Genomic DNA, 24,260 nt, shown 5'->3' with positions numbered 1-24,260 from the left:
ATATGATTCAAAAACTTAATAGAAAAATAATATTCCAGATGATGGGTTTCTTGCTCATTTTTAATGGATTATTTATGTTCTTATCTAGTATTGTTAGTTTTATTTACAAAGACGGTGTAACAAAAGAAATTTTTTTTGCTGGTTTTGTAACTACCATTACTGGATTATTACTACGATTTGCTTCAAAGGGCTTTGATAAACAGGTAAAAAAACGTGAAGGTTACATTATTGTAACCTTAGGATGGGTTTTAATGTCTTTATCTGGAACATTACCGTACCTTTTTTCTGAATCTATCCCTGTATTTACAAATGCTTTTTTTGAAACCATCTCTGGTTACACAACTACCGGAGCCTCTATAGTAAATGATATAGAAAGTATGCCAAAGGGTATTCTTTTTTGGCGAAGTACCACACATTGGATTGGTGGTATGGGTATTATTGTACTCACAATAGCTATTTTACCACTGTTAGGTATTGGTGGTATGGATATGTTTGCAGCTGAAGCTCCAGGGCCATCAGCAGATAAGTTACATCCAAGAATTACAGATACCGCGAAACGTTTATGGTATATCTATTTAGGCTTAACTGTTACTGAAGCTATATTCTTAAAACTTGCTGGTATGAGTGTTTTCGATGCTATAAATCATGCAATGAGTACACTTTCAACTGGCGGTTTTTCTACTAAAAATGCAAGTGTTGCCTACTGGAATGATACACCTTTAGTGCAATACATCATCATGATTTTTATGTTTATAGCTGGTGTAAACTTTGTATTAAGTTATTTTGCTTTTAAAGGAAAGATTAAAAAAGTAATTCATGATGAGGAATTTTTAACCTACTTTTTTAATATTCTAGGTATTGCTATTATCGTAGCCGTGGTTATTTATTTTAGAGCTGATATTTCTAACCTAGCAACAGATACGCAATTAATACCGCACCCAATGATATTTGGTGAATTCGAAAGTGCCATTAGACATGGTTTCTTTCAAGTAATAGCAATTATTACTACAACAGGATTCGTAACAGCTGATTTTACAATTTGGACTCCCTTTCTAAAAGTACTATTCTTCTTTTTAATGTTTTTTGGAGCTTCAGCTGGTTCAACAGCTGGTGGTGTAAAAATTGTTCGACATATTGTTATGATCAAAAACGGATATTTAGAATTTAAAAGAAGCTTACACCCAAATGCCATTATACCTGTTCGGTATAACAAAAAATCACTTTCTCAGAATATTGTATTCCGCATCATAGCTTTTTTTATTTTATATCTCATCGTATTTTTAATAGGCGCTATGGGCTTCGGACTTTTAGGACTTGATTATGAAACGGCACTAGGTGGATCAGCTTCTTCTTTAGGGAACGTCGGTCCTGCTTTTGGGCAATTGAGTCCAGTTAATAACTTTAGTAACCTACCTAACTTAGGGAAATGGTGGTCTGCCTTTCTTATGCTATTAGGTAGATTAGAATTATTTACAGTACTTATTTTATTTACTCCTTATTTCTGGAAAAATAACTAATGTTTACTTTAAAAGATCAACTCGGTAGAACACTCACTTTTCAGCAAATTCCTATAAGAATTGTTTCTTTAGTACCAAGTCAAACAGAACTACTTGTTGATTTAGGTTTAGAAAAGTTTATTGTAGGAATTACGAAATTCTGCGTACATCCAAAGTATCTAAAAAAAGAAAAGACAATAGTGGGTGGTACAAAGAATGTTAATTATAATAAGATTGTCGATTTACAGCCAGATATAATAATCTGTAATAAAGAAGAAAACACCAAGGAAATTGTTGAAAGATATGAAAAAATTGCTACGATATATGTATCAGATATTTATTCTATTGAAGATAATCTTGAATTCATTCGAGATATTGGAACAATTTTTTCTATTGAGACCAAAGCAAAAAAAATAATAAATGAGCTGCATGTTAAATTAAATGATTTTAAATCTTATATAGTTAATAAGCCTCAACAGAAAGTAGCTTATTTTATTTGGCGACAACCTTGGATGGTAGCTGGTGATACTACATTTATTAATGAATTATTAAAATTAAATCGCTTTAAGAATGTTTTTGAACATTCTAACAGGTATCCTGAAATAGCTATAGCAAGTTTAGAGAAGCTTGATTTAGATTTAATACTACTTTCTTCAGAACCTTATCCTTTTAAAGAAAAACATATCCAAGAACTTGCACAATATACTTCTGCAAAAATTTTACTTGTAGATGGTGAATACTTTAGCTGGTATGGTTCTCGAATAATTAAGGCGTTTGATTATTTTAAAAGTTTATATTAATTATAATTTCATTTCAAAATGTTAATTAAGATAACTTGAAAACAACGAGAAAGTCTTTTTTACTTATTCTTTGTACTTTAGCAACTACCCTTGTCATTACTATGATTCTATTTTCCAAGTTTTTAATCCCAAAAAACTATAGCGGTTTAGCTATCTATCCATTTATTTTTTTAAAGAATAAATCTTTAAAAGAAAATGATATACTCATTAATCATGAAAAAATTCATTTAAAACAGCAAGTTGAGTTACTTTTAATTTTCTTTTTTGTTTGGTATATTCTCGAGTTTTTATTTCATTTAATTCGATTTCAAAACTGGAACAAAGCCTATCACAGTATTTCTTTCGAAAAAGAGGCATATGCAAATGAAGCCAACCCCAACTATTTATTAGATCGTAAATTTTGGGCTTTTCTTACCTATTTCAACTAACAATTGTTCGTAATATTCTGTAACTTTGAACCCTTATATTTATATTCTTTAATGAAACAAACTACACCTTATAAACCCAAACATAAAGTACGAATTGTAACCGCTGCATCCTTATTCGACGGGCACGATGCTGCAATCAATATCATGCGCCGCATTATACAAGCTACAGGCGTAGAGGTAATTCATTTAGGTCATGATCGTAGTGTAGAAGAAGTTGTAAATACTGCTATTCAAGAAGATGCCAATGCGATTGCTATGACTTCATACCAAGGTGGTCATAACGAATATTTTAAATATATGTATGACCTTTTAAAAGAAAAAGGCGCCGAACATATTAAAGTTTTTGGTGGTGGTGGTGGTGTAATTCTTCCCGAAGAGATTAAAGAGTTAATGAAATATGGTATTACGCGTATTTATTCACCCGATGATGGTCGTGAGATGGGACTTCAAGGAATGATTAATGACCTTGTTGAGCAGTCTGATTTTGCTATTGGTGATACCCTTAACGGGGAAGCTGAAGTTCTTAAAAAAAAGAATCCAAAAGCTATTGCTAGAGTGATCTCATCTGCTGAAAATTTTCCAGAGATAGCCAAAGATTCTTTAGAATTAATCCATAAGAAGAATAAAACATCTAAAACACCTGTTTTAGGTATTACAGGAACCGGTGGTGCTGGTAAATCATCTTTAGTTGATGAATTAGTGCGTCGCTTTTTAATTGATTTTCCGAATAAAACAATCGGAATTATTTCTGTAGATCCATCGAAACGAAAGACTGGTGGAGCTTTATTAGGTGACCGTATTCGTATGAATGCTATTAATTCACCTAGGGTCTATATGCGCAGTTTGGCAACACGCCAATCTAATTTAGCCTTATCAAAATATGTGAATGAGGCAGTAGAAGTACTAAAAGCTGCTGAGTACGATCTAATTATTTTAGAAACTTCGGGTATCGGACAATCTGATACAGAAATTTTAGAACATAGTGATGTATCCTTATATGTAATGACACCTGAATTTGGAGCGGCCACTCAATTAGAAAAAATTGATATGCTCGATTTTGCAGATTTGGTAGCCATTAACAAGTTCGATAAACGTGGAGCAAAAGATGCCTTACGCGATGTGAAAAAGCAGTATATGCGTAATCACAACCTTTGGGATACACCGCAAGATGAGATGCCAGTTTTCGGAACTATTGCTTCGCAGTTCAATGATCCTGGCATGAACACCTTGTATAAAGCAATCATGGATACTATTGTTGAGAAAACTGAAGCAGATTTAAAGTCTAGTTTTCAACTCTCAAAAGAAATGAGTGAGAAAATTTTTGTAATTCCTCCTGCTCGTACTCGCTACCTATCAGAAATCTCAGAGAACAATAGAGCTTACGATAAAAAAGCTAATGACCAAGTTGAAGTTGCTCAAAAATTATATGGAATCTTTAAAACTATTGAATCAGTTACTAATTCTCAACCAGCATTAATAAAATCAGGAATCAATGATGATAACTTATCATCTTCTAAAGAAAATACCCAATTACTATCACTTCTTTTAAAAGAATTTGATCGTGTAAAAATGGATCTTGATCCTTACAATTGGGAAATAATAACCAATTGGCAAGAAAAAGTAAACCGCTATAAAGAACCTATTTATTCATTCAAGGTTCGTGACAAAGAAATTAAGATAAAAACCCATACAGAATCATTATCTCATACACAAATTCCAAAAGTTACATTACCTAAGTATCAGGCTTGGGGTGATATTTTACGATGGTCTTTACAAGAGAATGTGCCTGGGGAATTCCCTTATACTTCTGGATTATATCCTTTCAAACGAACTGGTGAAGATCCAACACGTATGTTTGCTGGTGAAGGCGGACCAGAACGCACCAATCGACGTTTTCATTATGTAAGTCTCGGATTGCCAGCAAAACGCCTGTCAACAGCTTTTGATTCAGTAACGCTTTACGGGAATGATCCTGATCACAGGCCTGATATTTATGGAAAAATTGGTAATGCTGGAGTTTCAATCTGTTGTTTAGATGACGCTAAGAAATTATATTCAGGTTTTAATTTAGCCGATGCTATGACCTCTGTAAGTATGACGATAAACGGACCCGCGCCTATGCTACTTGGTTTCTTTATGAACGCAGCAATCGATCAACAATGTGAAATTTATATAAAAGAGAATAATCTTGAAAAAGAGGTAGAAGCAAAAATTGATACGATTTATAAAGGAAAAAAGCGCCCTTCATATAACGGAGAAATCCCAGAAGGTAATGATGGCTTAGGATTACTTCTTTTAGGTGTTACCGGAGATCAGGTTTTACCTAAAGACACTTATAATGACATAAAAGCGAAAACCATCGCTCAAGTTCGTGGAACGGTACAAGCTGATATCTTAAAGGAAGATCAAGCGCAAAACACCTGTATTTTCTCTACTGAATTTGCATTACGCCTCATGGGTGATGTGCAAGAATATTTTATAGAAAATCAGGTTCGTAATTTTTATTCAGTTTCTATTTCAGGATATCATATTGCCGAAGCTGGTGCCAACCCTATTTCTCAATTAGCATTCACCTTAGCGAATGGTTTCACTTACGTGGAATATTACCTCTCACGAGGAATGGACATCAACAAATTCGGCCCAAATTTATCTTTTTTCTTCTCAAATGGTATTGATCCTGAATATGCAGTTATTGGTCGTGTTGCTCGTAGAATTTGGTCAAAGGCTTTAAAACTTAAATATGGAGCAAATGCAAGGGCTCAGATGTTGAAATACCATATTCAAACATCAGGACGTTCATTACATGCACAAGAAATTGACTTTAATGATATTCGTACAACATTGCAGGCTTTATATGCTATTTATGATAATTGTAACTCACTGCATACAAATGCTTATGATGAGGCTATTACCACCCCAACAGAAGAGTCTGTACGCAGAGCAATGGCTATTCAATTGATTATTAATAAAGAATTAGGATTGGCAAAAAATGAAAATCCAATTCAAGGGGCATTTATTATAGAAGAATTAACAGATTTAGTTGAAGAGGCAGTTTTACTAGAGTTTGATCGCATTACAGAGCGCGGTGGTGTTTTAGGTGCCATGGAAACCATGTACCAACGCTCAAAAATACAGGAAGAGAGCTTGTATTATGAGACATTAAAGCATAATGGTGAGTTTCCAATAATAGGGGTAAATACTTTTTTAAGTTCTAAAGGTTCTCCCACCATTCAACCAAAGGAAGTAATTCGAGCAACTGAAGAGGAAAAACAGTTTCAAATCAACACTTTAGAAAATCTTCACAATCGAAATTCAGCTAAGGTAAAAGAGCAACTTGCCTCCATTCAGCAAGCAGCCATCACTAATAACAATATTTTTGAACAGCTCATGGAAGCCACTAAATACTGCTCCTTAGGTCAAATCACTACAGCATTATTTGAAGTTGGTGGTCAGTATCGTAGAAATATGTAAATCAATATGTTCTCATAATTATGTTGTATTTTAGTATTTACTAAACCATCTTTATAATTATGAGAATTTTACTATTATCCCTATCCTTATTTTTATTTCTATCTGCTGTAGCTCAACAACAATTAAAAGTACTTGTTGGAGGTACTTTAGTTGATGGTTATGGATCTACGCCGATTAAAAATAGTGTCATTATTATTGAGGGCAAGAAAATTAAATCAGTTGGAACTGTTGAAACATTGCAAATACCGAATCATGCCGAAATAATTTCTACAGAAGGTATGACAGTACTTCCTGGTTTATGGGATATGCATGTGCATACTATGATTAATGGTCATGCTGATTATACTTATTGGGATAAAACTTATCCTCCTTTATTAGAAAATACTATTATGCCTTCTTCTGCAGAACAGTTGTTAATGGCGGGTATTACCAGTGCTAGAGATCTGGGTGGACCTCTAAAAGAAAGTCTTTCAGTAAGAGATAGAATTAATAATGGTGAAATACCAGGTGCAACTTTATATGTTTCAGGACCTTTTTTACAGAAAAAACCCTATCCTGGTACCGAAGCATTTCGTTGGGGAATTAATGGAGTTGATGATGCTAAAAAAAAGGTTAAAAAGCTAGCTGATGCTGGAGTAGATTGTATCAAATTAGTTGATCAAGATCAATTAAGTAGTCAAGAACTGCAAGCACTTGTTGATGAAGCGCATAAGCACAAACTAAAAGTTGTCGCTCATGGTCATCGCCCACAAGAAATTAGAATGGGATTAAAGGCGGGTGTAGATTGTTTTGAGCATACTGGATTGTCATCAGCACCTCAATATCCTGAAGATGTTATGGATGCAATTAAAGAACGTACGGCACAAATGAATTTAGGTCCTTTATTTTGGTGCCCAACTGTAGAGGGTTTATATAATTATGAATATGTTCGTGATAATGGCGAACATTTAGATAATACTTCTTGGCATAGAGGTTTAAATGATACAATTGTTACCGATATTAAAAATAGCTTTAAGCATAAAGATCGTTTACCTTATTTTCAGCTAACTCCTGTTAGGAAACCAACTTTAGAAAAAAAAATCAAACAATTAATGGAAGCAGGAGTTGTTTTAATGATTGGTACCGATAGTGGTATCCCTATGAAATTTCACAGTCAATCTACATGGAATGAATTAGATGTTTGGGTAAACGAATTTGGCATAGACCCAATGTACGCAATTCGTGCAGCTACCTATTGGCCTGCAAAATGGATGGGTGTAGAAGGTAAAGTAGGTACAATTTCTGAGGGAAAAGATGCAGATATCATCGCAGTAAAGGGTGATGTTTTAAGGCATATAGCCTTACTGCAAAATGTTGATATTGTTATCAAGCACGGCAAGCGTTACAAATAGCAGAAATAATACTAAAGAGTTAGCATCCACTTACGTTGTAGGGAATTAAAAACTTTCAATTCTCTTTGTAGTATTTTTAAGTAATCTCTACTGCTACTATTAGAACGCTCTAATCGCTTACTATTTCTATATAAATGTTTAGTGAGTTGCGATAGTGAATTGATATGATAGTACTTTCTATCAGTATCATTTCTATTTTTTTCAGCATTCAAAATTTCTGGAGCTAAAGCACTTGATTGTTGTATTATATCACCAGAAAAATAAATATTTTCATCTTCAGAACCGTCCTCATTTAATTTACATAAATCATCTTGTAAATAATGACTTATACTAGTAGAAAGCATTCTTATTTCTAATGCTTTTCTATATAACTGTATGTCTAAAAACTGAGATGTCATTTGTTATTCTGAATAATTAGGAACTCAAAATTACACACTAATACATAGATTAAAATTTAAAATTTAAATAAAAAAACTATATTTACCTTATATTTTAAGGTATTATTAAGTTTTTATTTTAATGTATTTAGATTCTATAAATAAAGCCATTTTAAAACTATTACAACTAGATGCTAAGCAATCTAATACTGCTATAGCCAAAAAAGTAGGCATTAGTTCTCCTGCAGTATCTGAACGCATTAAAAAATTAGAAGATATTGGTGTCATAGAAGCTTACAAAACTTTTATTTCTCCAAAAGAATTAGGTTATCAGCTTAAGGCTATTATTACACTGAAAGCCTTTATGGGTAAATTAAAACCTTTTTTAAAAAAAGTAAAATCGTATGATGAAGTAATTAATTGTTATCGTGTAACAGGAAATGAAAACATTGTCATGGAAGTGATCTTAAAAGATCAGCAACACCTTGAATCTTTAATCGACGAACTCATTACCTATGGTGAAACAAAAACTCAAATTGTACTTTCTCAAGTAATTCATCAAAAAGAAATCAAACCTGTATAATTTTAACAAGCTTATTTAGTTAGTTTTTGTACTTTTAGTTCACTTTATTAAAATCGAATATGAAAACTTTCCTAAAATTCTCATTATTGCTCTTTTTAGCAATAAGTTGTACAAAAACTAATCCTGCAAAAATTAAAGATCAAGAAGCTACTGAAGCAGTACCAGATACTTATGTTCAAGATCATTATGATAAGAAGGAAGTAAACATCACCATGCGAGATGGCGTAAAATTACATACAACTATTTATTCACCAAAAGATAAGAGTAAGACCTACCCTATTTTATTGCAACGCACACCCTATAGCTGCCAACCGTATGGTGAAGGTCAATTTCGTAATAGAATTGGCCCAAACGAATATTTAATGAAAGAAGGCAATATAATTGTTTATCAAGATGTAAGAGGGCGTTGGATGAGCGAGGGTACCTATGATAATATGCGTGCTTATAATTCAAATAAAAAATCTGATACCGATATTGATGAAGCTTCAGATACCTATGACACCATTGATTGGTTGGTGAAAAATATAGACAATACTAATGGTAATGTAGGTACTTGGGGTATTTCGTATCCAGGATTTTATACCACCTATTCTACCTTAGATGCCCATCCTGCACTAAAAGCAGCATCACCACAAGCATGTATTGGTGATTTTTATTTTGATGATTTTCACCATAATGGTGCTTTTTTGTTGAGTTATTTCAGAGCCATTCCGTTATTCGGAACACCAAAAGATAAGCCTATAGATTCGGCTTGGTACAAACTTCCCGAGTTGGGTACTCAAGATCAATATCAATTCTTTTTAGATGCTGGCCCCTTGCGTAATTTGAATAAGTATTTTCAATATAAACCTTTAGACAACCCAACCTTAAAGGGCAAAGATCAAATTGATGACTTCTTTTGGAAAGAGTTTGTTGAACATCCTAATTATGATAGTGTTTGGCAAAGCAAAGGAATTATTCAGCACCTAAAGAATATCAAACCTACTGTAGCCACTATGGTAGTTGGTGGCTGGTTCGATGCAGAAGATTTATATGGCCCTTTAGAGACCTATAAAACCATTGAAAAATACAATCCAGAAAATTATAACACCTTAGTTTTTGGCCCTTGGGATCATGGTGCCTGGGCACGATCTCGAGGAAAAAACATTGTGGGAAATTATTACTTTGGTGATTCTATATCAGAATTTTTTCAAAAAAATATTGAAACAAAATTCTTTAATCATTTCTTAAAAGGTACTGGTGATAAAAACACAGGTTTGCCTGAAGCTTATGTATATGATTCAGGTAAAAAAGAATGGAAAACATATAAAAGTTGGCCTCCTGCACATGTAAGTAAAGAAACGTTTTTCCTTTCAGAAAGTCAGAAATTAACAACCAAACAAGAAGGTAATGAGTCTATAAAGTTTGTGAGTGACTTAAAACATCCTGTTCCTTATTCAGAAGATATTAAAACAGTATTTACACCTCGAAAATATATGACTGATGATCAACGTTTTGCTGCAAGACGACCCGATGTCTTAGTTTTTGAAACTGATGTTTTAGAAGAAGATTTAACATTAGCGGGTGATATTTTAGCAAATTTAAAGGTTGCTACTACGGGTACAGATGCAGATTGGATTGTAAAAGTGATTGATGTGCATCCGCCAAATGCAGAAGAAAACAATGAAGATATGCAATCACATGTTAAAATGAGTAATTATCATTTAATGGTTCGCAGTGAAGTAATGCGTGGTAAATTTAGAAATAGCTTTTCAAAACCAGAACCGTTCATTCCAAACAAAGCTACCAATGTAACTATTAAATTACAAGATGTCTTTCATACGATTAAAAAGGGCCATAAACTACAAGTGCAAGTACAAAGCACATGGTTCCCTTTAATTGACTTAAATCCGCAGACGTATGTAGATAATATTTTTAAAGCTAAAGAAGATGATTTTAAAAATCAAACACATACCGTGTTTACCTCATCAAATATTGAATTTTCAATACTCGAATAAGTTCAAAAAACAATAATTAAAATAAAAGCCTAGCATAGTGTTAGGCTTTTATTCTTGTATATTCTTTTTGAGTACGCTTTTTTAGAATCCACAATAAAAAAACACACAGTATTCCTAAACCAGTCATAATATACCATGTACTTTGAAAACCAACATGTTCTACCAATTGCATACCAGTATTATGCCCAAATACGTGTGCTAATGAAAATGAAACTGTATAAAATGCCATAAAATCACCTTGCAATCCTGCTTTTGACCTATCTATGGTAAATGAATTAGAAAACGGAAATAAGATCATTTCTCCGATAGTCATTAGTAACATTCCTATAATTAAAATCCCTACCCATCCAGTAAAATTGAGAACTAAAAAACTTAATCCAACCAATATAGCACCCCAAAACATAAGTTGCACTTTATTTTGCGAATCATCTACCAGCTTTTTAATCAATGGCATTTCTAAAAGAAAAATTAGAAAACCATTCATACCCAGTAATAACCCTATTTCAAATTCGGTTAATGATTGTGCTCTATAATATAATGGCATGGTAGAAAAATATTGTAAGAATATAAATCCGAACAGTAGCATCGCTAAAAGGAAAATTACAAAAGAGCCATCTTTATAAGCAGGTAATGGATTCTCAACTTTTACTTTTTTATCTAATTCTTTAGTTTTTTTAGGATGTAAAACATTCAACAATAAAAAAGCAGCAAGTATGCAAGTGATACCATCTATCCAAAACAATCCATAATACCCAATACTTGCAATAATTAATCCTCCAACAGCAGGTCCAGCTGAAAATCCCAAATTAATTGCTAAGCGTATCAAGGTAACCGAACGCGTTTTATTCTCGGGTTTGCTATACGCATCCATAGCCACAAACATGGCAGGTCTAAACATATCAGCTATGAGCATCACGACAAAAATTCCTAAACTAAATGAATAAAACGTAGTCATATATTGTAATGCTACAAAGGCCAACCCAGTTGCAAATAAACTAAATGTCATTACTTTATAGTAACCTATTCTGTCAGTAAGTTTACCTCCTAACCAAGATCCTACTACTGAACCCAAACCGAAAGCTGACATGATCCACCCTACCTGAGGCATTGAAAAACCTAATCCTTCATTTAGGTATATAGAAATAAACGGAATTACCATAGTACCTGCTCTATTAATAAGTGTAATTAATGATAACCACCATATCTCTTTTGACAGGCCTTTAAAGGTTTCTACATAAGGTTTTATAATTTTTGAGTTAACATAATTAACTAAAATCATAGTGTTTGGTTTTATATAAAACTAAAAAACCCAGCTATGAGCCGGGTTAAATTTGTATTGATACTATTTATTCTTTCATTGCTACAACAAATTCACGCACCGACCTTTGGTCTTTAAAGACTTTTGGGTTTTGACAATACAATTTGTGAAACAATACATATTTTTTAAATTTATGAATCAAAGCTACAAAATAAAATTAAATACCATTACGCATTAATTACTATTTTTAAGACATGAAATATATTATGTTTTTTTTATTGGTCTTAAGCATTACTTCTTGTGCACAAAAAAATACCGAAGATACTTATATCACTTCCGTGGAAGACTATCGATACAACATGAATAAAAATTTTGCTGATAAGGCAACAACACCTTTTAATGAAGAAGATTTTAAAAAATTTCGAAAGCTTCGTTTTTTCCCTATAGATACAACGTATAGAGTTCTGGCCGACTTTAAGAAAGATGAGGCACCACACTTATTTGAAATGCCTACTACTACCGAAAGAAAACCTATATATTCTACTTTTGGTACTGCAACCTTTACCCTTAATGGAAAAGAAGTACAACTTCATATTTATCAATGCAAGGATAAAAATTCACCAGATTTTTATGACCAACTCTTTTTACCATTTACAGATGAGACTTCAAACAATGAAAGTTATGGAGGAGGAAGATATATCGAACCAGACTATCCTTCTAATGGAAAAATTGTGATTGACTTTAACAAATCTTACAATCCGTATTGTGTATATAATTCAAAATATTCTTGCCCTATCCCACCCAAAGAAAATAGACTACCTATCGCGATAAAAGCTGGTATCAAAAATTACGAAACAAGTGAACATAAAAAATGACATCTTAACTGCCGCAGAGCGCATAGCGCCTTATATACATCATACTCCGGTACTAACTTCTCATCAATTGAATATTTTAGCTGGGGCTGATCTTTATTTTAAATGCGAAAATTTTCAAAAAATGGGTGCATTTAAAATGCGCGGTGCGACTAATGCAATCATGCAATTATCTCAAGAGCAAAAGCTAAAAGGTGTTGTAACACATTCTTCGGGTAATTTTGCGCAGGCATTAGCTTTAGCTGCTAAAAACTTGGGTATTAAAGCACATATTGTTATGCCCAGTGATGCCCCGCAGGTAAAAAAAGATGCCGTAAAAGGCTATGGAGGTATAATCACTGAATGTGAACCCAACGTAATTTCGCGACAAGTAACTGCTCAAAAAATTCAAAACGAAACAGGCGCTACCTTCATCCATCCATTTAATGATTTTAATGTGATTTTGGGAAATGCTTCTGCTGCAAAAGAGTTAATCGAAGATTGTCCTGATCTAGATAATATAATAGCACCTGTAGGTGGTGGTGGGCTCATCTCTGGTACCGTTTTAAGCACCTTATCATTTCATAAAAACTGTAAGGTAATAGGTACTGAGCCTTATGAGGTAGATGATGCATATCGCTCCTTACAGTCTAGAAAAATAGAAACCAATAGTACTACCAATACCATTGCCGACGGGCTTAAAACCAATTTAGGTGATATCACCTTTAGTATTATTCAAAATTATGTGCCTGAAATTATTCGGGTAACCGAAGAAGAAATAATTGAAGCCATGAAATTGATTTGGGAACGAATGAAGATAATCGTGGAACCTTCATGCGCTACAACTTTGGCAGCTGTATTAAAAAATAAAACTCAATTTAAAAACAAAAAGATAGGATTGATATTAACGGGTGGTAATGTCGATTTGAAAAATTTACCTTTTATAAAATAAAACCCATAGTTTTCACCATGGGTTTTTAGATATTATAAAGTTTCTGAATGCTCCTGAAAGAGCAGGTTAATTAAAATAAAAATTACATCTCTAACGCTTTATCTGGATTATTATCCATCAACAACTCAGCTGGGTTTTCTAGTGCCTCTTTTACAGCTACTAAGAAACCAACAGATTCTCTACCATCAATAATTCTATGATCATATGATAACGCTACAAACATTACAGGTCTAATCACAACCTGACCATTTTCAGCAACTGGGCGTTCTACAATATTATGCATTCCTAAGATAGCACTTTGCGGAGGATTTATAATGGGTGTAGATAGCATAGAACCAAATACCCCACCATTGGTAATGGTAAAAGTACCACCTGTCATTTCATCGATTGTAATTTCACCATCACGTGCTCTTATCGCTAATCGTTTTACCTCAGATTCTACACCTCTAAAAGTTAAATTTTCTGCATTACGAATTACAGGTACCATCAAGCCCTTAGGTCCTGAAACCGCAATCGAAATATCTTGAAAATCATACGATACTTTATAATCCCCATCGATCATAGAATTCACATCAGGATATAATTGTAATGCCCTTACAACTGCTTTCGTAAAGAAACTCATAAAGCCTAAACTTACACCATGCTTCGCTTTAAAATCCTCTTTATATTTAGTTCGAAGATCAAAGATTGGTTGCATATTAACCTCATTAAAAGTAGTTAACATCGCTGTTTCGTTCTTTACAGACACTAAACGCTCTGCCACCTTTCTGCGTAACATCGATAATTTTTTGCGTTCACTACCACGCGAACCACCTGTAGAAGGTGTTCCCATACTTGGTGTAGCTTTTACAGCATCTTCTTTTGTTATTCTACCATCTCTACCTGTTCCTTTTATTTCATTTGCTGAAATGCCTTTTTCATCTAATATTTTTTTAGCTGCGGGGCTCGTAGAACCACTTGCATAGGTAGTTTTAGTTTCAACTGGCTTAGGTGCTTCTTTTTTAGGAGCTTCTTCCTTTTTTTCTTCTTGTTTTGAAGTTGTAGCTCCTTCAGGTTTTGCAGCACTGGTATCGATATGACATACCACAGCACCCACAGCAACGGCATCGCCCTCTTCCGCTTTAAGCGTAATAATACCACTTTCTTCAGCAGGCAGTTCTAACGTTGCTTTATCTGAATCTACTTCTGCAATAGTCTGATCTTTTTCTACATAATCACCATCTTCAACTAACCATGTTGCTATTTCTACTTCGGTGATTGATTCCCCTGGTGAAGGGACTTTCATTTCTAAAACCATCTTAAATTATGTTATTTCTTATAACGTTCTGAAACAAGTTCAGAATGACATTTGGTTATTATTTTTATTCTTAATCAAATACTTTATCTAGAACTTTTTGATGTCTTACCTTAAAACGGGTACTAGAACCTGCAGCTGGAGCTGAATGATAGCCTCTAGATGCACATTCTAACCTTACAGCTTCAAAGCGTTCTAACATATAGCCCCAAGCGCCCATATTTTTAGGCTCTTCTTGCGCCCAAACATACCGTTCTACATTCGGATACGAATCTATTACCGATTTAATATTTTCTGTATGTAATGGGAATAGCTGTTCTATTCTAACTAAAGCAATGTCATGTCTATTTAATTTTTCACGCTCTGCTAACAAATCATAATAGAATTTACCCATACAAAATACTAATTTCTTTACTTTCTTTTTATCAATAGTATCATCAATTACTTCCTGAAAAGTACCATTCGCTAAGTCTTCAACACTACTTACCGCCTTTGGATGACGTAATAAACTTTTAGGTGTAAACACAATTAATGGCTTTCTAAAGTCACGTTTCATCTGTCGACGCAAAATATGATACATATTTGCGGGAGTAGAACAATTTGCCACTGTCATGTTATCATTGCCACAAGATTGTAAAAAACGTTCTATTCTTGCTGATGAATGCTCGGGGCCTTGCCCCTCATAACCATGCGGTAGTAACACTACTAATCCATTTTGTAGTTTCCATTTATCCTCTGCGGAACTTATATATTGATCGAATATAATTTGTGCGCCATTTGCAAAATCACCAAACTGAGCTTCCCAAATAGTTAATGTATTCGGGTTTGCCATGGCGTATCCATAATCAAAACCTAATACACCATATTCTGACAAGTGAGAATTATAAATGGTCATCTCACCTTTATTATTTTTATTGGTATTTAACAGGTTAATACGCTCTTCTGAAATTTCATCACGCAAAATCGCATGTCTATGTGAAAAAGTACCTCTTTCTACATCTTCTCCAGAGATACGAATATCGAACCCTTCTTCTAACAAAGTTCCATAAGCCAAGGTCTCTGCGGTTCCCCAATCTAAGGCATTCTCTTCAAAAACCATTTTAGCCCTACCCTGTAAAATACGTTCTGCTTTTCGTAAAAATTTTACTCCTTCAGGAACGGTAGAAACTATATTAGCGATTTCTTTAAGTTTTTTTTCTGGATATTCAGTATTTACAGTATCGAGCATGTGCTCAACATCCTTTCTTGTAAATCCATGCCATCTTTCTGGCATAAACTCGTTTACTTTAGAAGAGGTTTGCTTTTTTGATTCTTGAAACTCAGACTCTAGTGTCTCTTTAAACTCTTCTGTAATTTGTTTTACATAGTTTTGGTCTATGACCGATTCATTAATCAACTGTTGCGCATAAATATCTTTCGGATTCTTATGCTTTGCAATTGCCTTATACAACTTGGGCTGCGTAAAACGAGGTTCATCCCCTTCATTATGACCATACTTACGATATCCCAATAAATCTATAAAAACATCACGTTTAAAACGAGTTCTAAATTCTAAAGCCATTTCGGTTGCATGAACAACAGCTTCTGCATCGTCTGCATTCACATGCAATACAGGCGATAGCGTTACTTTAGCAACATCGGTGCAATAGGTACTAGATCTGGCGTCTAAATAATTTGTGGTAAATCCTATTTGATTATTCACTACAATGTGCACGGTACCACCTGTTTTATAACCATTTAGATTGGCCATTTGAATTACCTCATACACGATTCCCTGTCCGGCAATGGCTGCATCACCATGAACTAATATGGGTAATATTTTAGAAGAATCTCCGTCGTAGTCGTTATCTATTTTAGCGCGTGTTATACCCTCAACTATAGCATCAACTGTTTCTAAATGTGAAGGATTAGGACACAAATTCATTTTTATTTGCTTTCCATTCAAATATGTTTTATCTATGGTTAATCCTAAATGATATTTTACATCACCATCGATACTGTCATCTTCAAAATCTTTCCCTTCGAACTCACTAAAAAGATCTCGAGGTGGTTTTCTAAATACGTTAATTAATGTACTTAATCGACCTCTGTGAGCCATCCCTAAAACACATTCTTTTAACCCAAATTCATTTGTTGCTTTATACAACATATTGCTTATTGCAGGAATCAAGGCTTCACCTCCTTCTAAAGAGAAGCGCTTTTGACCAACATATTTGGTTTGGAGAAACTGTTCAAAAGTAACAGCGTGGTTTAACTTTGAAAGTATATATTTTTTCTTGTCTTGGTCGAAATTCGGGTGATTATCGTTTTGATTGAGCTTATCTTGCCACCATTTTATTTCATCTGGCTCTCTTATATACATGTATTCAACCCCAATAGAATCACAATAAATAGCCTCTAAATGCCTAATTATTTCGATTAATGGCTGACTTCCTAACCCCAAAATATCGCCAGCATCAAATACACTCGTTAAATCCTCTTTAGATAATCCGAAATTCTCAATTGCCAACGTGGGTTCGTACTTTCTGCGTTCGCGTACTGGATTGGTTTTCGTAAACAAATGTCCACGCGTTCTATATCCATTTATTAGGTCTGCAACCTTGAATTCTTTATGAACGTGTGCTGGTACTTCAACTGCTGCTGCTTCATGTAATGAATAATTTTCATTCGCTAAATCATACCCTTGAAAGAAACTTCTCCAGCTTGGCTCTACCGAATCAGGATTTACAAGATACTTATCATACAAATCTTCAATAAATCCTGTATGGGCGGCATTTAAAAATGAAAATCTATCCATTTTCTCTTTTTACTTGATTTCTTATTAAATAATTTGACAAAAGTACAATTATTTGCATTAATATTTGTGTGGGTTTTAGACTAAAATATTTTTGAAAAAAAGTTTTTTTCTTCTTGTTGAAATTAGAAAAACAATTATATTTGCACACGCAAAACGAAAATGAGTTTTGTAGAAATTCCTCCTTAGCTCAGTTGGTTAGAGCATCTGACTGTTAATCAGAGGGTCCTTGGTTCGAGCCCAAGAGGGGGAGCTCTGAAAATGAAGACTTTACAGAAATGTGAAGTCTTTTTTTATGCCTTGGGTACAACATTTTATTTTTTGACCTCTTAATTCCTAGGTAATTGAAATTTTGTGCTTTGACATTGAGGAGTAATAAAAAACAGGTAATCAGGATAATTCTTTTAGTAATTAAATTGTTTATGATTAAGAGGGATCAGAACTATGATTTCAAGATATTGATATTCAGATGTTTAAAAATTGATTTCTATCCTACTCCCTCTAATTACTTACTTCTTATTTAGTTTAAAGACCTAGGCAAAATTTCTTACTAAGGGGTATTGATTTTGTCTTTACCCTATTGTATTTAATCTTAAGGTCATATTTCCGATCAGTTAATGCTTCAGAAATAGCCAACGAAACATCATCGGTAAAGCGCTTAAACTCGAGAACCTTGTCTAACACAGTTGCATTATCTATCACTTTTATATCCTTTATAACATAGGTCGCATTATTATTTAGAAACCTAAAAGAGAGCATACTACCCTTCTTGTTATCATTATAGCGCCCTTTGCGTAGTTTAATCGATTCTTCTTCAATTAAAATATTATTCCACTTATTAAAATCAACGTCTTTAAGGATCAACGATTGCTCTTTTGCATTTTCGATAACATTATAGACAAGTCGTCCCTTTAGTTGAATGCTTTTGGCCTTTCTACTAGGGATGGATACTGACTCAATAAGAATACCAAGTCCTTCGTCAACTAACTGTGATTGTTGAAAATTGATTATTTCGTCTTTATAAGCAGGTATTCTTAGGTTTTTACCCTTATTGTCTTCTAGCATTTCTATTTTACTTTTAGGAGATAATGATACCAATTGCATACTATCTTTAAGGAGCAAACTTATTTCCATTCTTTGTAGTTTAGTACTTGATTCGACTCCTCGATATAGACGCAAACCCATCAACTCTATTTCTTGGGCATTCGCACCAAAATAAAACGTAGCAAAGACAATTAGAAAAATCTTTTTCATAGTAAATTGTTTTAAAAGATTCTAATGATTATCCTTTATTAAATTAAACTTACCGAAGAAATATATCGATTAGCCGATGAGATAAAAGCACATTTACAAAAGTTATCGCCATGATAGGAAAAGGAAAAGCTATTGCCCATACACAAGCTTCTTTAGCTTATGGATGGAATCAGGAAAAAGGAGCAGAAGTTGTCTTTAAGCAAGAACTGATTGGTGACAATCCTAATGAGATAACTCAAGAGTTTAAAATGGTCCAGGACCAAAACTACTATTGCCAAAAGAATACACTGTCCTTTGTGATAAGCCCAACCATAGAAGATGGGCAACGGCTACAACAAAAGGATCTTGAAATGATCTGTAAACGATTTATGAAAGAAATGAAATTGGAACAAAGACAAGCTATTGCATTTATTCATAGAAATAAAGAGCATGCTCATATTCATTTATATGTAAATCGTATTGATTTTCGAGGGGTAGCTTACAATGATAGCTTCATCGGAAAACGAAGTCAGTATGCAGCTGAAAAAAGTGGCTGAACAGATGCAACTGACTACCGTAAAACAGGTTCAGTTTGAAAAAGAATTTTTATTGAAAGAGGTTCGACAGGAAATCAAGCGGAGGCATGAGTTGACCCTAAAACAATTTACTCCTAAGAATTTTGATGATTACATCAAAGCCATGCATACCAATGGTGTCAAGGTGCTACCAAGTATCAATAAAGCAGGGAACATTCAAGGATTTCGATTTGAATTCAATGATTATAATTTGAAAGGGAGCGAAGTACATCGTAGTATGACTGGTTGCAACATCGGACAACGACTTTATGGTCGGTCAAATAAAATCATAAAAAACATAGCTCCAGTAAAAGTGTTAGATAAAGCTATTCCTTTAGCTCCAAGATTAGCTTTAAGTATTGTAAAGAAAATCGCAAAGCGAGTTGTGAAACATTCTATAGATGCCGGAATAGGAATTTAAAAATTTAAAAGTATGACTAGAATTAAAGAGTACATGGAACTATTAACTTCTGAGCTAGAAGAATTCCGAGGTGATGTAAACAGGTTGGAGACTATTAATGATCAAATTAAAGATGTAAAAGTAGCCATTGACCTTTCGGAAATCAAGCCACTTTTAGAAGCATATAATGGCCAATTAAAAAAACAAAGTGAACTGCAAGAAAGGCAATATAACAGATTTGAATTATTATTTGAAAAAGCAGGGGTATATCCTAAATGGGCAATTATTACTTTTATCCTTGCAATTCTTATTTCAATGGCGTCATTGGTTTATGCTTATCATGTTCAACACAAAAACACTATAAAAACTGAGAAGGTTATTACTAAAAAATAACATTTATAAGAAAATCACCACATCGTTTTAAAAAATCCTATGATATCTTTCTTCCACTTTTTCTTTGTAAAGAGCTTTCATCTTATCTGATAAGAAAGATTTATCAATCCACTTGATTGCTTTTGATTTTAGCTTATAAAACCTTTGAAACACACCTTTTGTTTGCTTTTGTGTAAGACCCAAATTATCTGCCAACATTTCAAAATCAATCTTTTCTAATTTGTTTTTTCTACCATTTAAAGTCAAAGCCATTTCTTCTTTATCATCCAGATTTACAATCGTTGCGTTTAATAAATCGTAAGCAGGTGCCAACGACCATCCATTGTCTGTTTCTATCATAGAAAAATTCTTTAAATGCATGTCGTTATTACCCATAAGAAAACTAAATAAAGTTAACTCAAAAAAGAATAATTTATCTAGTAAAGTATTACTAGAATAGTTCCCAAGTGCTTTACCTATCTTTTCAGAAGAACTTTTGTATTTATCAAAAGCTTCGGTAATTTGAAACATATCTAACATATGTTTTTTTTCTCCTTCTGGTTCTCTATCGATTCGCCTAGTGATATAAGATAATTCTCCTGATTGTAAACGAATTAAAGAGGATGGCACTACCTGTATTCCAAAAGATTCTGCTATGCGCATTGTAAGATGTTCATTAGCGGGCATTTCTGGAAAATCATTAGATGGTGGCTTAAAAATATAATTACCACCTAAAGCTCCTACGATGGTCAATCTACCATGAGCAAGTTCGTTAGCTTCATTTATTAACGACATAGATAATTTAGGTTGAACGCCTGGAACCGTAATACTCCTTTCAACTACACTCTTAGCTAATTCTGACATTTGATCAAAAGAGTATGGTAGTACAGGAGCTTCTTTTTGACCAAAAAAAGCTAGGCAACATTTCTCATGAAAATCAGTTTCTCCTTTTAATGCCTCATAGCAATATAAACACTTATTTTTCATCTGTTTCTTCTATTGGTATAACACTTACTGCTCCTATACAATTTTGACAACAAGCCATTAGTAAACCCATTCTGTCATTAGTATTAGTTTTCCAATTCTTTGAAGCTATATTTAATAACCATCCTTCTGGAATTAGTCCTTCGAAAAAAGGAAAAAGACGGTTATTTATATACGGATTTTTTGCAACGGGCATGCTAAACGTAATGAGTTGTTCTGGGTAATCTGTCACGTAATCATCCGCATACTGAAATATGTATTCACCTTCATCCGTTTCTGTTAAGATACCAGCTAAAACATCTTTATAAAATATGTTAGCCCTTCTCATAACTCTTGATTGTCTATTTTTTCCAGTTCTCTGCTATTAACTGCTGCCAATTCATGACCAAACATTTGTAACACAAGATTTACCTTTTCCATATTTAGATTGGTCTTGCCCTGCTCTATTTTTCTTATTACTGTTAATGCCACACCAGCACGTTCAGCAAACTCCTTTTGTGTAAGATTTACTGATTTCCTTCGTTCTTTAACAAAACTTGCCAATTCTTTCATTATATGTTTTTAAATATAAACGAGGTAAATATATATAAATTATATGTAATTAAATATAATTATACAATTTGAATCAAAATTATACTCTTTTACATATAATTAACATACAATGAATATGGTTTACATAAGGTTTCTTGATTTTTAACTCAATATGACCTCTGTTGCTTCATCTAAAACAGGGTTACTAAAACTTTTAAGATATGTTTTTGGATTGTCTAATTTTGTTTCTTAAGACTGCTTTTATGGAGGTCATTTTGTCCTTAATTTGGGTACAACATAGGTACAACAAATGGTGCTATAAAGGTAAAATAAATGACAGTTAAAGAAAAATGAAAATTGTTAAACATCTGATAATCAAATAAATGAAATCAAATGACTTTTGGTTTGAGCCCAAGAGAGATCATTAAAATGAAATACCAGCCATTAGGTTGGTATTTTTATTTTAACCCTTTTGAGGCGAGAAGTTTATCCTGAGCGAAGTCGAAGGAAGCCCAAGAGAGATCATTAAAATGAAATACCAGCCATTAGGTTGGTATTTTTATTTTTGATTAGTCACCTTTTGTAGTGAGAATTTTATCTCGAGCGAAGTCGAGAGGAACCCAAGAGGGGAAAAGCAAAAGAAAAGCCATAACAAACTAACTGTATGGCTTTTTTATTTTAATAAAACTCTAATAGTATTATCAATTATCTCTTCTCACTTTAATCTGTTCTAATACCTTAAAGTTAGTACGTCTATTTAACTGATGCTCTTCTTCTGTACATTTTTTAGTTGTACAATCAACAGCGGGTTCGCTTTCCCCTTTTCCTTCACTTTTAATTCTTTCAGCATCTATTCCTTTTGAAATAATATAATCTACTGTAGATTTTGCTCTTTTTTTAGATAAGATCATATTATAAGCTTCAGTTCCTCTTTCATCTGTATGCGAAGTTGCAAAAATATCTAGTTCAGGATATTTGGTCATTACCTCAACCACCTTGTCTAATTCAGCAGCAGCATCTGGTCTAATGTTATATTTATCTAAATCAAAATAAATCACATTAATATTTACCAATAACTCATCACCAACCATAATAAAATCAGGTGTCATATCTAGATTTTCTTCTATCGCAGGTTGTTCTAAATCGTTTACTGTTTTTATCTCTCTTATTTCTTTTAGATATCCATCATTTGTACCCACTAAGCTATATGTTGCTGCACAAGGAATCTTAAAACTAAAAGATGCATCATCCTCATGTGCAGCAGTAATTTGAAGCTGTTTTCCATTTTTATCTAATATTTGAACTAATGCTCCCGGAATAATTTCTTTTGTGTTTTCATCTCTCACCACTCCTTTTACTTCTTGCAAACACTCAATAAATACTACCTCATCTTCTAAAAAAGAATAAATATCATCATCTCCTTTTCCATTGTCTCTGTTAGAAGAAAAAAAGCCTTTTTGCTTTTTATCATCAATTATGTACGCAAAATCATCTTTTGGGCTATTAATGGGCTGTTCTAAATTGAGCGCTTGAGACACTGTATTATCAAAAATTTTACTAGCAAACACATCTAAATTTCCGTAACCTGGATGTCCGTTCGAAGAAAAATATAGAATATTATCTTCTGCTATAAAAGGAAACATCTCGCGCTCTTCTGTATTAATTCTTGGACCTAAGTTTTTTGGCTCACTATATTCTCCATTCGCTAAAATATCAACTACATAAATATCTGTTTTACCAAGACCTCCTTCACGATCTGAAACGAAATATAATTTCTTCCCATCATTACTTAGAGATGGTAAACCCGTATTGTAATCATCACTATTAAAAGGTAATTTTTCTATATTGGTCCATTCACCTTCTTCACCTACAGAAGCCTTGTATAATTGTATATTATCATACCCATCTTTACCACGAATAGATTTGTCTTTCTCGTTGTAGTTATTTCCGCTAAAGTAAATGGTTTTTTGATCTTTAGTGAAAGCAACTGACGCTTCATGAAGTTTTCTGTTTACTTCTCCTTTTAACTTTCTTTTATTTATAATACCACCTGTACTATCGATATCACCCACGTATAAATCTAAATAAGGTTGGCCGTTCTCTCTCCAAACTCTCCTTACAATAGTCACTTTTTCATTTGGCGCTGCAAAAATTACTTTATTTTTCCCCATAAAGTTCACACCAAAATCCGCCTGTTTGGTGTTTACCTCTGTGATTTTTATTGCATGCTTCCCTGGTGTTGTTTGTGCCCCTAATATTAGCGCACTAACAGCTAAAATTAATGTTAATACTTTTTTCATGATAGTAATATTCTTTTTCTTATCGGAATTATAACGTCTCTACATTACGAATTCTACGAAAGTCAAATTTAAGACTATTATTTAAATCAGGCATAATTAGATATCTAAAAAAGAGATGCAGAATACTACAAATGGATATTGTAATGTCTTTTTAGTTTTTATGTTGCTATTTT

The 24,260-nt window shown here is 33.3% G+C and carries 21 protein-coding genes and 1 tRNA gene; 13 read left to right on the top strand and 9 right to left on the bottom strand.

What is annotated here, in order from left to right; all coding sequences use genetic code 11:
• The first annotated feature begins 2 nt into the window (after positions 1-2).
• From AC1EUY_RS02775 to AC1EUY_RS02755, 5 genes are all read left to right on the top strand, one after another.
• Complete coding sequence (locus AC1EUY_RS02775; RefSeq protein ID WP_480193970.1) at positions 3-1,517, top strand: TrkH family potassium uptake protein; 1,515 nt, start codon at positions 3-5, stop codon at positions 1,515-1,517.
• Positions 1,517-2,296: an ABC transporter substrate-binding protein gene (locus AC1EUY_RS02770; protein ID WP_480193969.1), complete on the top strand. Its 780-nt coding sequence runs from the start codon at positions 1,517-1,519 to the stop codon at positions 2,294-2,296. The genes AC1EUY_RS02775 and AC1EUY_RS02770 overlap by 1 nt, the downstream gene beginning before the upstream one ends.
• Before the next feature lie 101 nt (positions 2,297-2,397).
• A complete protein-coding gene (locus AC1EUY_RS02765; protein WP_480193968.1) occupies positions 2,398-2,724 on the top strand; it encodes a hypothetical protein in 327 nt (108 codons plus the stop codon).
• A 51-nt stretch (positions 2,725-2,775) separates the two neighbouring features.
• On the top strand, positions 2,776-6,195 hold the full coding sequence (locus AC1EUY_RS02760) for a methylmalonyl-CoA mutase family protein (protein ID WP_480193967.1): 3,420 nt from the start codon (positions 2,776-2,778) through the stop codon (positions 6,193-6,195).
• A gap of 59 nt (positions 6,196-6,254) precedes the next feature.
• Positions 6,255-7,586, top strand: a complete 1,332-nt coding sequence (locus tag AC1EUY_RS02755) for an amidohydrolase family protein (protein WP_480193966.1) — start codon at positions 6,255-6,257, stop codon at positions 7,584-7,586.
• 11 nt (positions 7,587-7,597) lie between these two features.
• On the opposite strand, the gene AC1EUY_RS02750 is transcribed toward AC1EUY_RS02755, so the two are convergent.
• Positions 7,598-7,984: a hypothetical protein gene (locus tag AC1EUY_RS02750; protein WP_480193965.1), complete on the bottom strand. Its 387-nt coding sequence runs from the start codon at positions 7,982-7,984 to the stop codon at positions 7,598-7,600.
• 121 nt (positions 7,985-8,105) lie between these two features.
• Between AC1EUY_RS02750 and AC1EUY_RS02745 the strand changes: the two genes are divergently transcribed.
• Positions 8,106-8,546: an Lrp/AsnC family transcriptional regulator gene (locus AC1EUY_RS02745; protein WP_480193964.1), complete on the top strand. Its 441-nt coding sequence runs from the start codon at positions 8,106-8,108 to the stop codon at positions 8,544-8,546.
• A gap of 59 nt (positions 8,547-8,605) precedes the next feature.
• A complete protein-coding gene (locus tag AC1EUY_RS02740; RefSeq protein ID WP_480193963.1) occupies positions 8,606-10,543 on the top strand; it encodes a CocE/NonD family hydrolase in 1,938 nt (645 codons plus the stop codon).
• A gap of 40 nt (positions 10,544-10,583) precedes the next feature.
• On the opposite strand, the gene AC1EUY_RS02735 is transcribed toward AC1EUY_RS02740, so the two are convergent.
• Positions 10,584-11,822, bottom strand: coding sequence for an MDR family MFS transporter (locus tag AC1EUY_RS02735; protein WP_480193962.1), 1,239 nt, complete (start codon positions 11,820-11,822; stop codon positions 10,584-10,586).
• A gap of 233 nt (positions 11,823-12,055) precedes the next feature.
• On the opposite strand from AC1EUY_RS02735, the gene AC1EUY_RS02730 reads away from it, so the two are divergent.
• Entirely contained in the window at positions 12,056-12,676 is a 621-nt protein-coding gene (locus AC1EUY_RS02730) for a DUF1684 domain-containing protein (RefSeq protein ID WP_480193961.1), read from the top strand.
• Positions 12,666-13,604 (top strand): pyridoxal-phosphate dependent enzyme, encoded by a 939-nt coding sequence (locus tag AC1EUY_RS02725; protein WP_480194058.1) that lies wholly within the window; start codon positions 12,666-12,668, stop codon positions 13,602-13,604. Before AC1EUY_RS02730 ends, AC1EUY_RS02725 begins: the two co-directional genes overlap by 11 nt.
• Positions 13,605-13,686: 82 nt before the next feature.
• On the opposite strand, the gene odhB is transcribed toward AC1EUY_RS02725, so the two are convergent.
• Positions 13,687-14,901 carry a 2-oxoglutarate dehydrogenase complex dihydrolipoyllysine-residue succinyltransferase gene (gene odhB, locus AC1EUY_RS02720; protein WP_480193960.1) on the bottom strand — a complete coding sequence of 405 codons (1,215 nt, stop codon included), beginning with the start codon at positions 14,899-14,901 and terminating at the stop codon, positions 13,687-13,689.
• A 70-nt stretch (positions 14,902-14,971) separates the two neighbouring features.
• A complete protein-coding gene (locus AC1EUY_RS02715; RefSeq protein ID WP_480193959.1) occupies positions 14,972-17,695 on the bottom strand; it encodes a 2-oxoglutarate dehydrogenase E1 component in 2,724 nt (907 codons plus the stop codon).
• 176 nt (positions 17,696-17,871) lie between these two features.
• On the opposite strand from AC1EUY_RS02715, the gene AC1EUY_RS02710 reads away from it, so the two are divergent.
• Positions 17,872-17,945 (top strand) — tRNA-Asn (locus tag AC1EUY_RS02710).
• A 272-nt stretch (positions 17,946-18,217) separates the two neighbouring features.
• Here AC1EUY_RS02710 and AC1EUY_RS02705 read toward each other — a convergent pair.
• Entirely contained in the window at positions 18,218-18,946 is a 729-nt protein-coding gene (locus AC1EUY_RS02705) for a hypothetical protein (RefSeq protein ID WP_480193958.1), read from the bottom strand.
• A gap of 110 nt (positions 18,947-19,056) precedes the next feature.
• Here AC1EUY_RS02705 and AC1EUY_RS02700 point away from each other — a divergent pair, with 110 nt between their 5' ends.
• From AC1EUY_RS02700 to AC1EUY_RS02690, 3 genes are read left to right on the top strand one after another with little or no spacing between them, the layout of a single operon-like run.
• The gene (locus AC1EUY_RS02700; RefSeq protein ID WP_480193957.1) at positions 19,057-19,482 is read left to right on the top strand and encodes a relaxase/mobilization nuclease domain-containing protein; all 426 of its coding nucleotides are present in this window, start codon (positions 19,057-19,059) and stop codon (positions 19,480-19,482) included.
• A complete protein-coding gene (locus AC1EUY_RS02695) occupies positions 19,460-19,921 on the top strand; it encodes a hypothetical protein (RefSeq protein ID WP_480193956.1) in 462 nt (153 codons plus the stop codon). The genes AC1EUY_RS02700 and AC1EUY_RS02695 overlap by 23 nt, the downstream gene beginning before the upstream one ends.
• A gap of 12 nt (positions 19,922-19,933) precedes the next feature.
• Positions 19,934-20,293, top strand: a complete 360-nt coding sequence (locus tag AC1EUY_RS02690; RefSeq protein ID WP_480193955.1) for a DUF6730 family protein — start codon at positions 19,934-19,936, stop codon at positions 20,291-20,293.
• 27 nt (positions 20,294-20,320) lie between these two features.
• Here the strand turns inward: AC1EUY_RS02690 and AC1EUY_RS02685 are convergent, their stop codons facing one another.
• The 4 genes from AC1EUY_RS02685 to AC1EUY_RS02670 all read right to left on the bottom strand — a co-directional run bounded on the left by AC1EUY_RS02685 (position 20,321) and on the right by AC1EUY_RS02670 (position 24,087).
• Entirely contained in the window at positions 20,321-21,259 is a 939-nt protein-coding gene (locus AC1EUY_RS02685) for a HipA domain-containing protein (protein WP_480193954.1), read from the bottom strand.
• Entirely contained in the window at positions 21,249-21,584 is a 336-nt protein-coding gene (locus AC1EUY_RS02680; protein ID WP_480193953.1) for a HipA N-terminal domain-containing protein, read from the bottom strand. Before AC1EUY_RS02680 ends, AC1EUY_RS02685 begins: the two co-directional genes overlap by 11 nt.
• Positions 21,581-21,808 (bottom strand): type II toxin-antitoxin system Y4mF family antitoxin, encoded by a 228-nt coding sequence (locus AC1EUY_RS02675; RefSeq protein ID WP_480193952.1) that lies wholly within the window; start codon positions 21,806-21,808, stop codon positions 21,581-21,583. The genes AC1EUY_RS02680 and AC1EUY_RS02675 overlap by 4 nt, the downstream gene beginning before the upstream one ends.
• A 680-nt stretch (positions 21,809-22,488) precedes the next feature.
• A complete protein-coding gene (locus AC1EUY_RS02670; protein ID WP_480193951.1) occupies positions 22,489-24,087 on the bottom strand; it encodes an OmpA family protein in 1,599 nt (532 codons plus the stop codon).
• Between the last annotated feature and the right edge of the window lie 173 nt (positions 24,088-24,260).

This window comes from Maritimimonas sp. 2210JD6-3, assembly GCF_056591795.1.
This window is presented reverse-complemented; position numbering and strand designations above follow the sequence as displayed.

Excerpts from the sequence above, each read along its gene's own strand:
- AC1EUY_RS02740 (WP_480193963.1), top strand. The coding sequence starts at position 8,606 with ATGAAAACTTTCCTAAAATTCTCATTATTGCTCTTTTTAGCAATAAGT.
- odhB (WP_480193960.1), bottom strand. The coding sequence starts at position 14,901 with ATGGTTTTAGAAATGAAAGTCCCTTCACCAGGGGAATCAATCACCGAA.
- AC1EUY_RS02770 (WP_480193969.1), top strand. The coding sequence starts at position 1,517 with ATGTTTACTTTAAAAGATCAACTCGGTAGAACACTCACTTTTCAGCAA.
- AC1EUY_RS02675 (WP_480193952.1), bottom strand. The coding sequence starts at position 21,808 with ATGAAAGAATTGGCAAGTTTTGTTAAAGAACGAAGGAAATCAGTAAAT.
- AC1EUY_RS02695 (WP_480193956.1), top strand. The coding sequence starts at position 19,460 with ATGCAGCTGAAAAAAGTGGCTGAACAGATGCAACTGACTACCGTAAAA.
- AC1EUY_RS02705 (WP_480193958.1), bottom strand. The coding sequence starts at position 18,946 with ATGAAAAAGATTTTTCTAATTGTCTTTGCTACGTTTTATTTTGGTGCG.
- AC1EUY_RS02670 (WP_480193951.1), bottom strand. The coding sequence starts at position 24,087 with ATGAAAAAAGTATTAACATTAATTTTAGCTGTTAGTGCGCTAATATTA.
- AC1EUY_RS02765 (WP_480193968.1), top strand. The coding sequence starts at position 2,398 with ATGATTCTATTTTCCAAGTTTTTAATCCCAAAAAACTATAGCGGTTTA.
- AC1EUY_RS02755 (WP_480193966.1), top strand. The coding sequence starts at position 6,255 with ATGAGAATTTTACTATTATCCCTATCCTTATTTTTATTTCTATCTGCT.
- AC1EUY_RS02760 (WP_480193967.1), top strand. The coding sequence starts at position 2,776 with ATGAAACAAACTACACCTTATAAACCCAAACATAAAGTACGAATTGTA.
- AC1EUY_RS02775 (WP_480193970.1), top strand. The coding sequence starts at position 3 with ATGATTCAAAAACTTAATAGAAAAATAATATTCCAGATGATGGGTTTC.
- AC1EUY_RS02685 (WP_480193954.1), bottom strand. The coding sequence starts at position 21,259 with ATGAAAAATAAGTGTTTATATTGCTATGAGGCATTAAAAGGAGAAACT.
- AC1EUY_RS02745 (WP_480193964.1), top strand. The coding sequence starts at position 8,106 with ATGTATTTAGATTCTATAAATAAAGCCATTTTAAAACTATTACAACTA.
- AC1EUY_RS02680 (WP_480193953.1), bottom strand. The coding sequence starts at position 21,584 with ATGAGAAGGGCTAACATATTTTATAAAGATGTTTTAGCTGGTATCTTA.
- AC1EUY_RS02750 (WP_480193965.1), bottom strand. The coding sequence starts at position 7,984 with ATGACATCTCAGTTTTTAGACATACAGTTATATAGAAAAGCATTAGAA.
- AC1EUY_RS02690 (WP_480193955.1), top strand. The coding sequence starts at position 19,934 with ATGACTAGAATTAAAGAGTACATGGAACTATTAACTTCTGAGCTAGAA.
- AC1EUY_RS02735 (WP_480193962.1), bottom strand. The coding sequence starts at position 11,822 with ATGATTTTAGTTAATTATGTTAACTCAAAAATTATAAAACCTTATGTA.
- AC1EUY_RS02700 (WP_480193957.1), top strand. The coding sequence starts at position 19,057 with ATGATAGGAAAAGGAAAAGCTATTGCCCATACACAAGCTTCTTTAGCT.
- AC1EUY_RS02715 (WP_480193959.1), bottom strand. The coding sequence starts at position 17,695 with ATGGATAGATTTTCATTTTTAAATGCCGCCCATACAGGATTTATTGAA.
- AC1EUY_RS02730 (WP_480193961.1), top strand. The coding sequence starts at position 12,056 with ATGAAATATATTATGTTTTTTTTATTGGTCTTAAGCATTACTTCTTGT.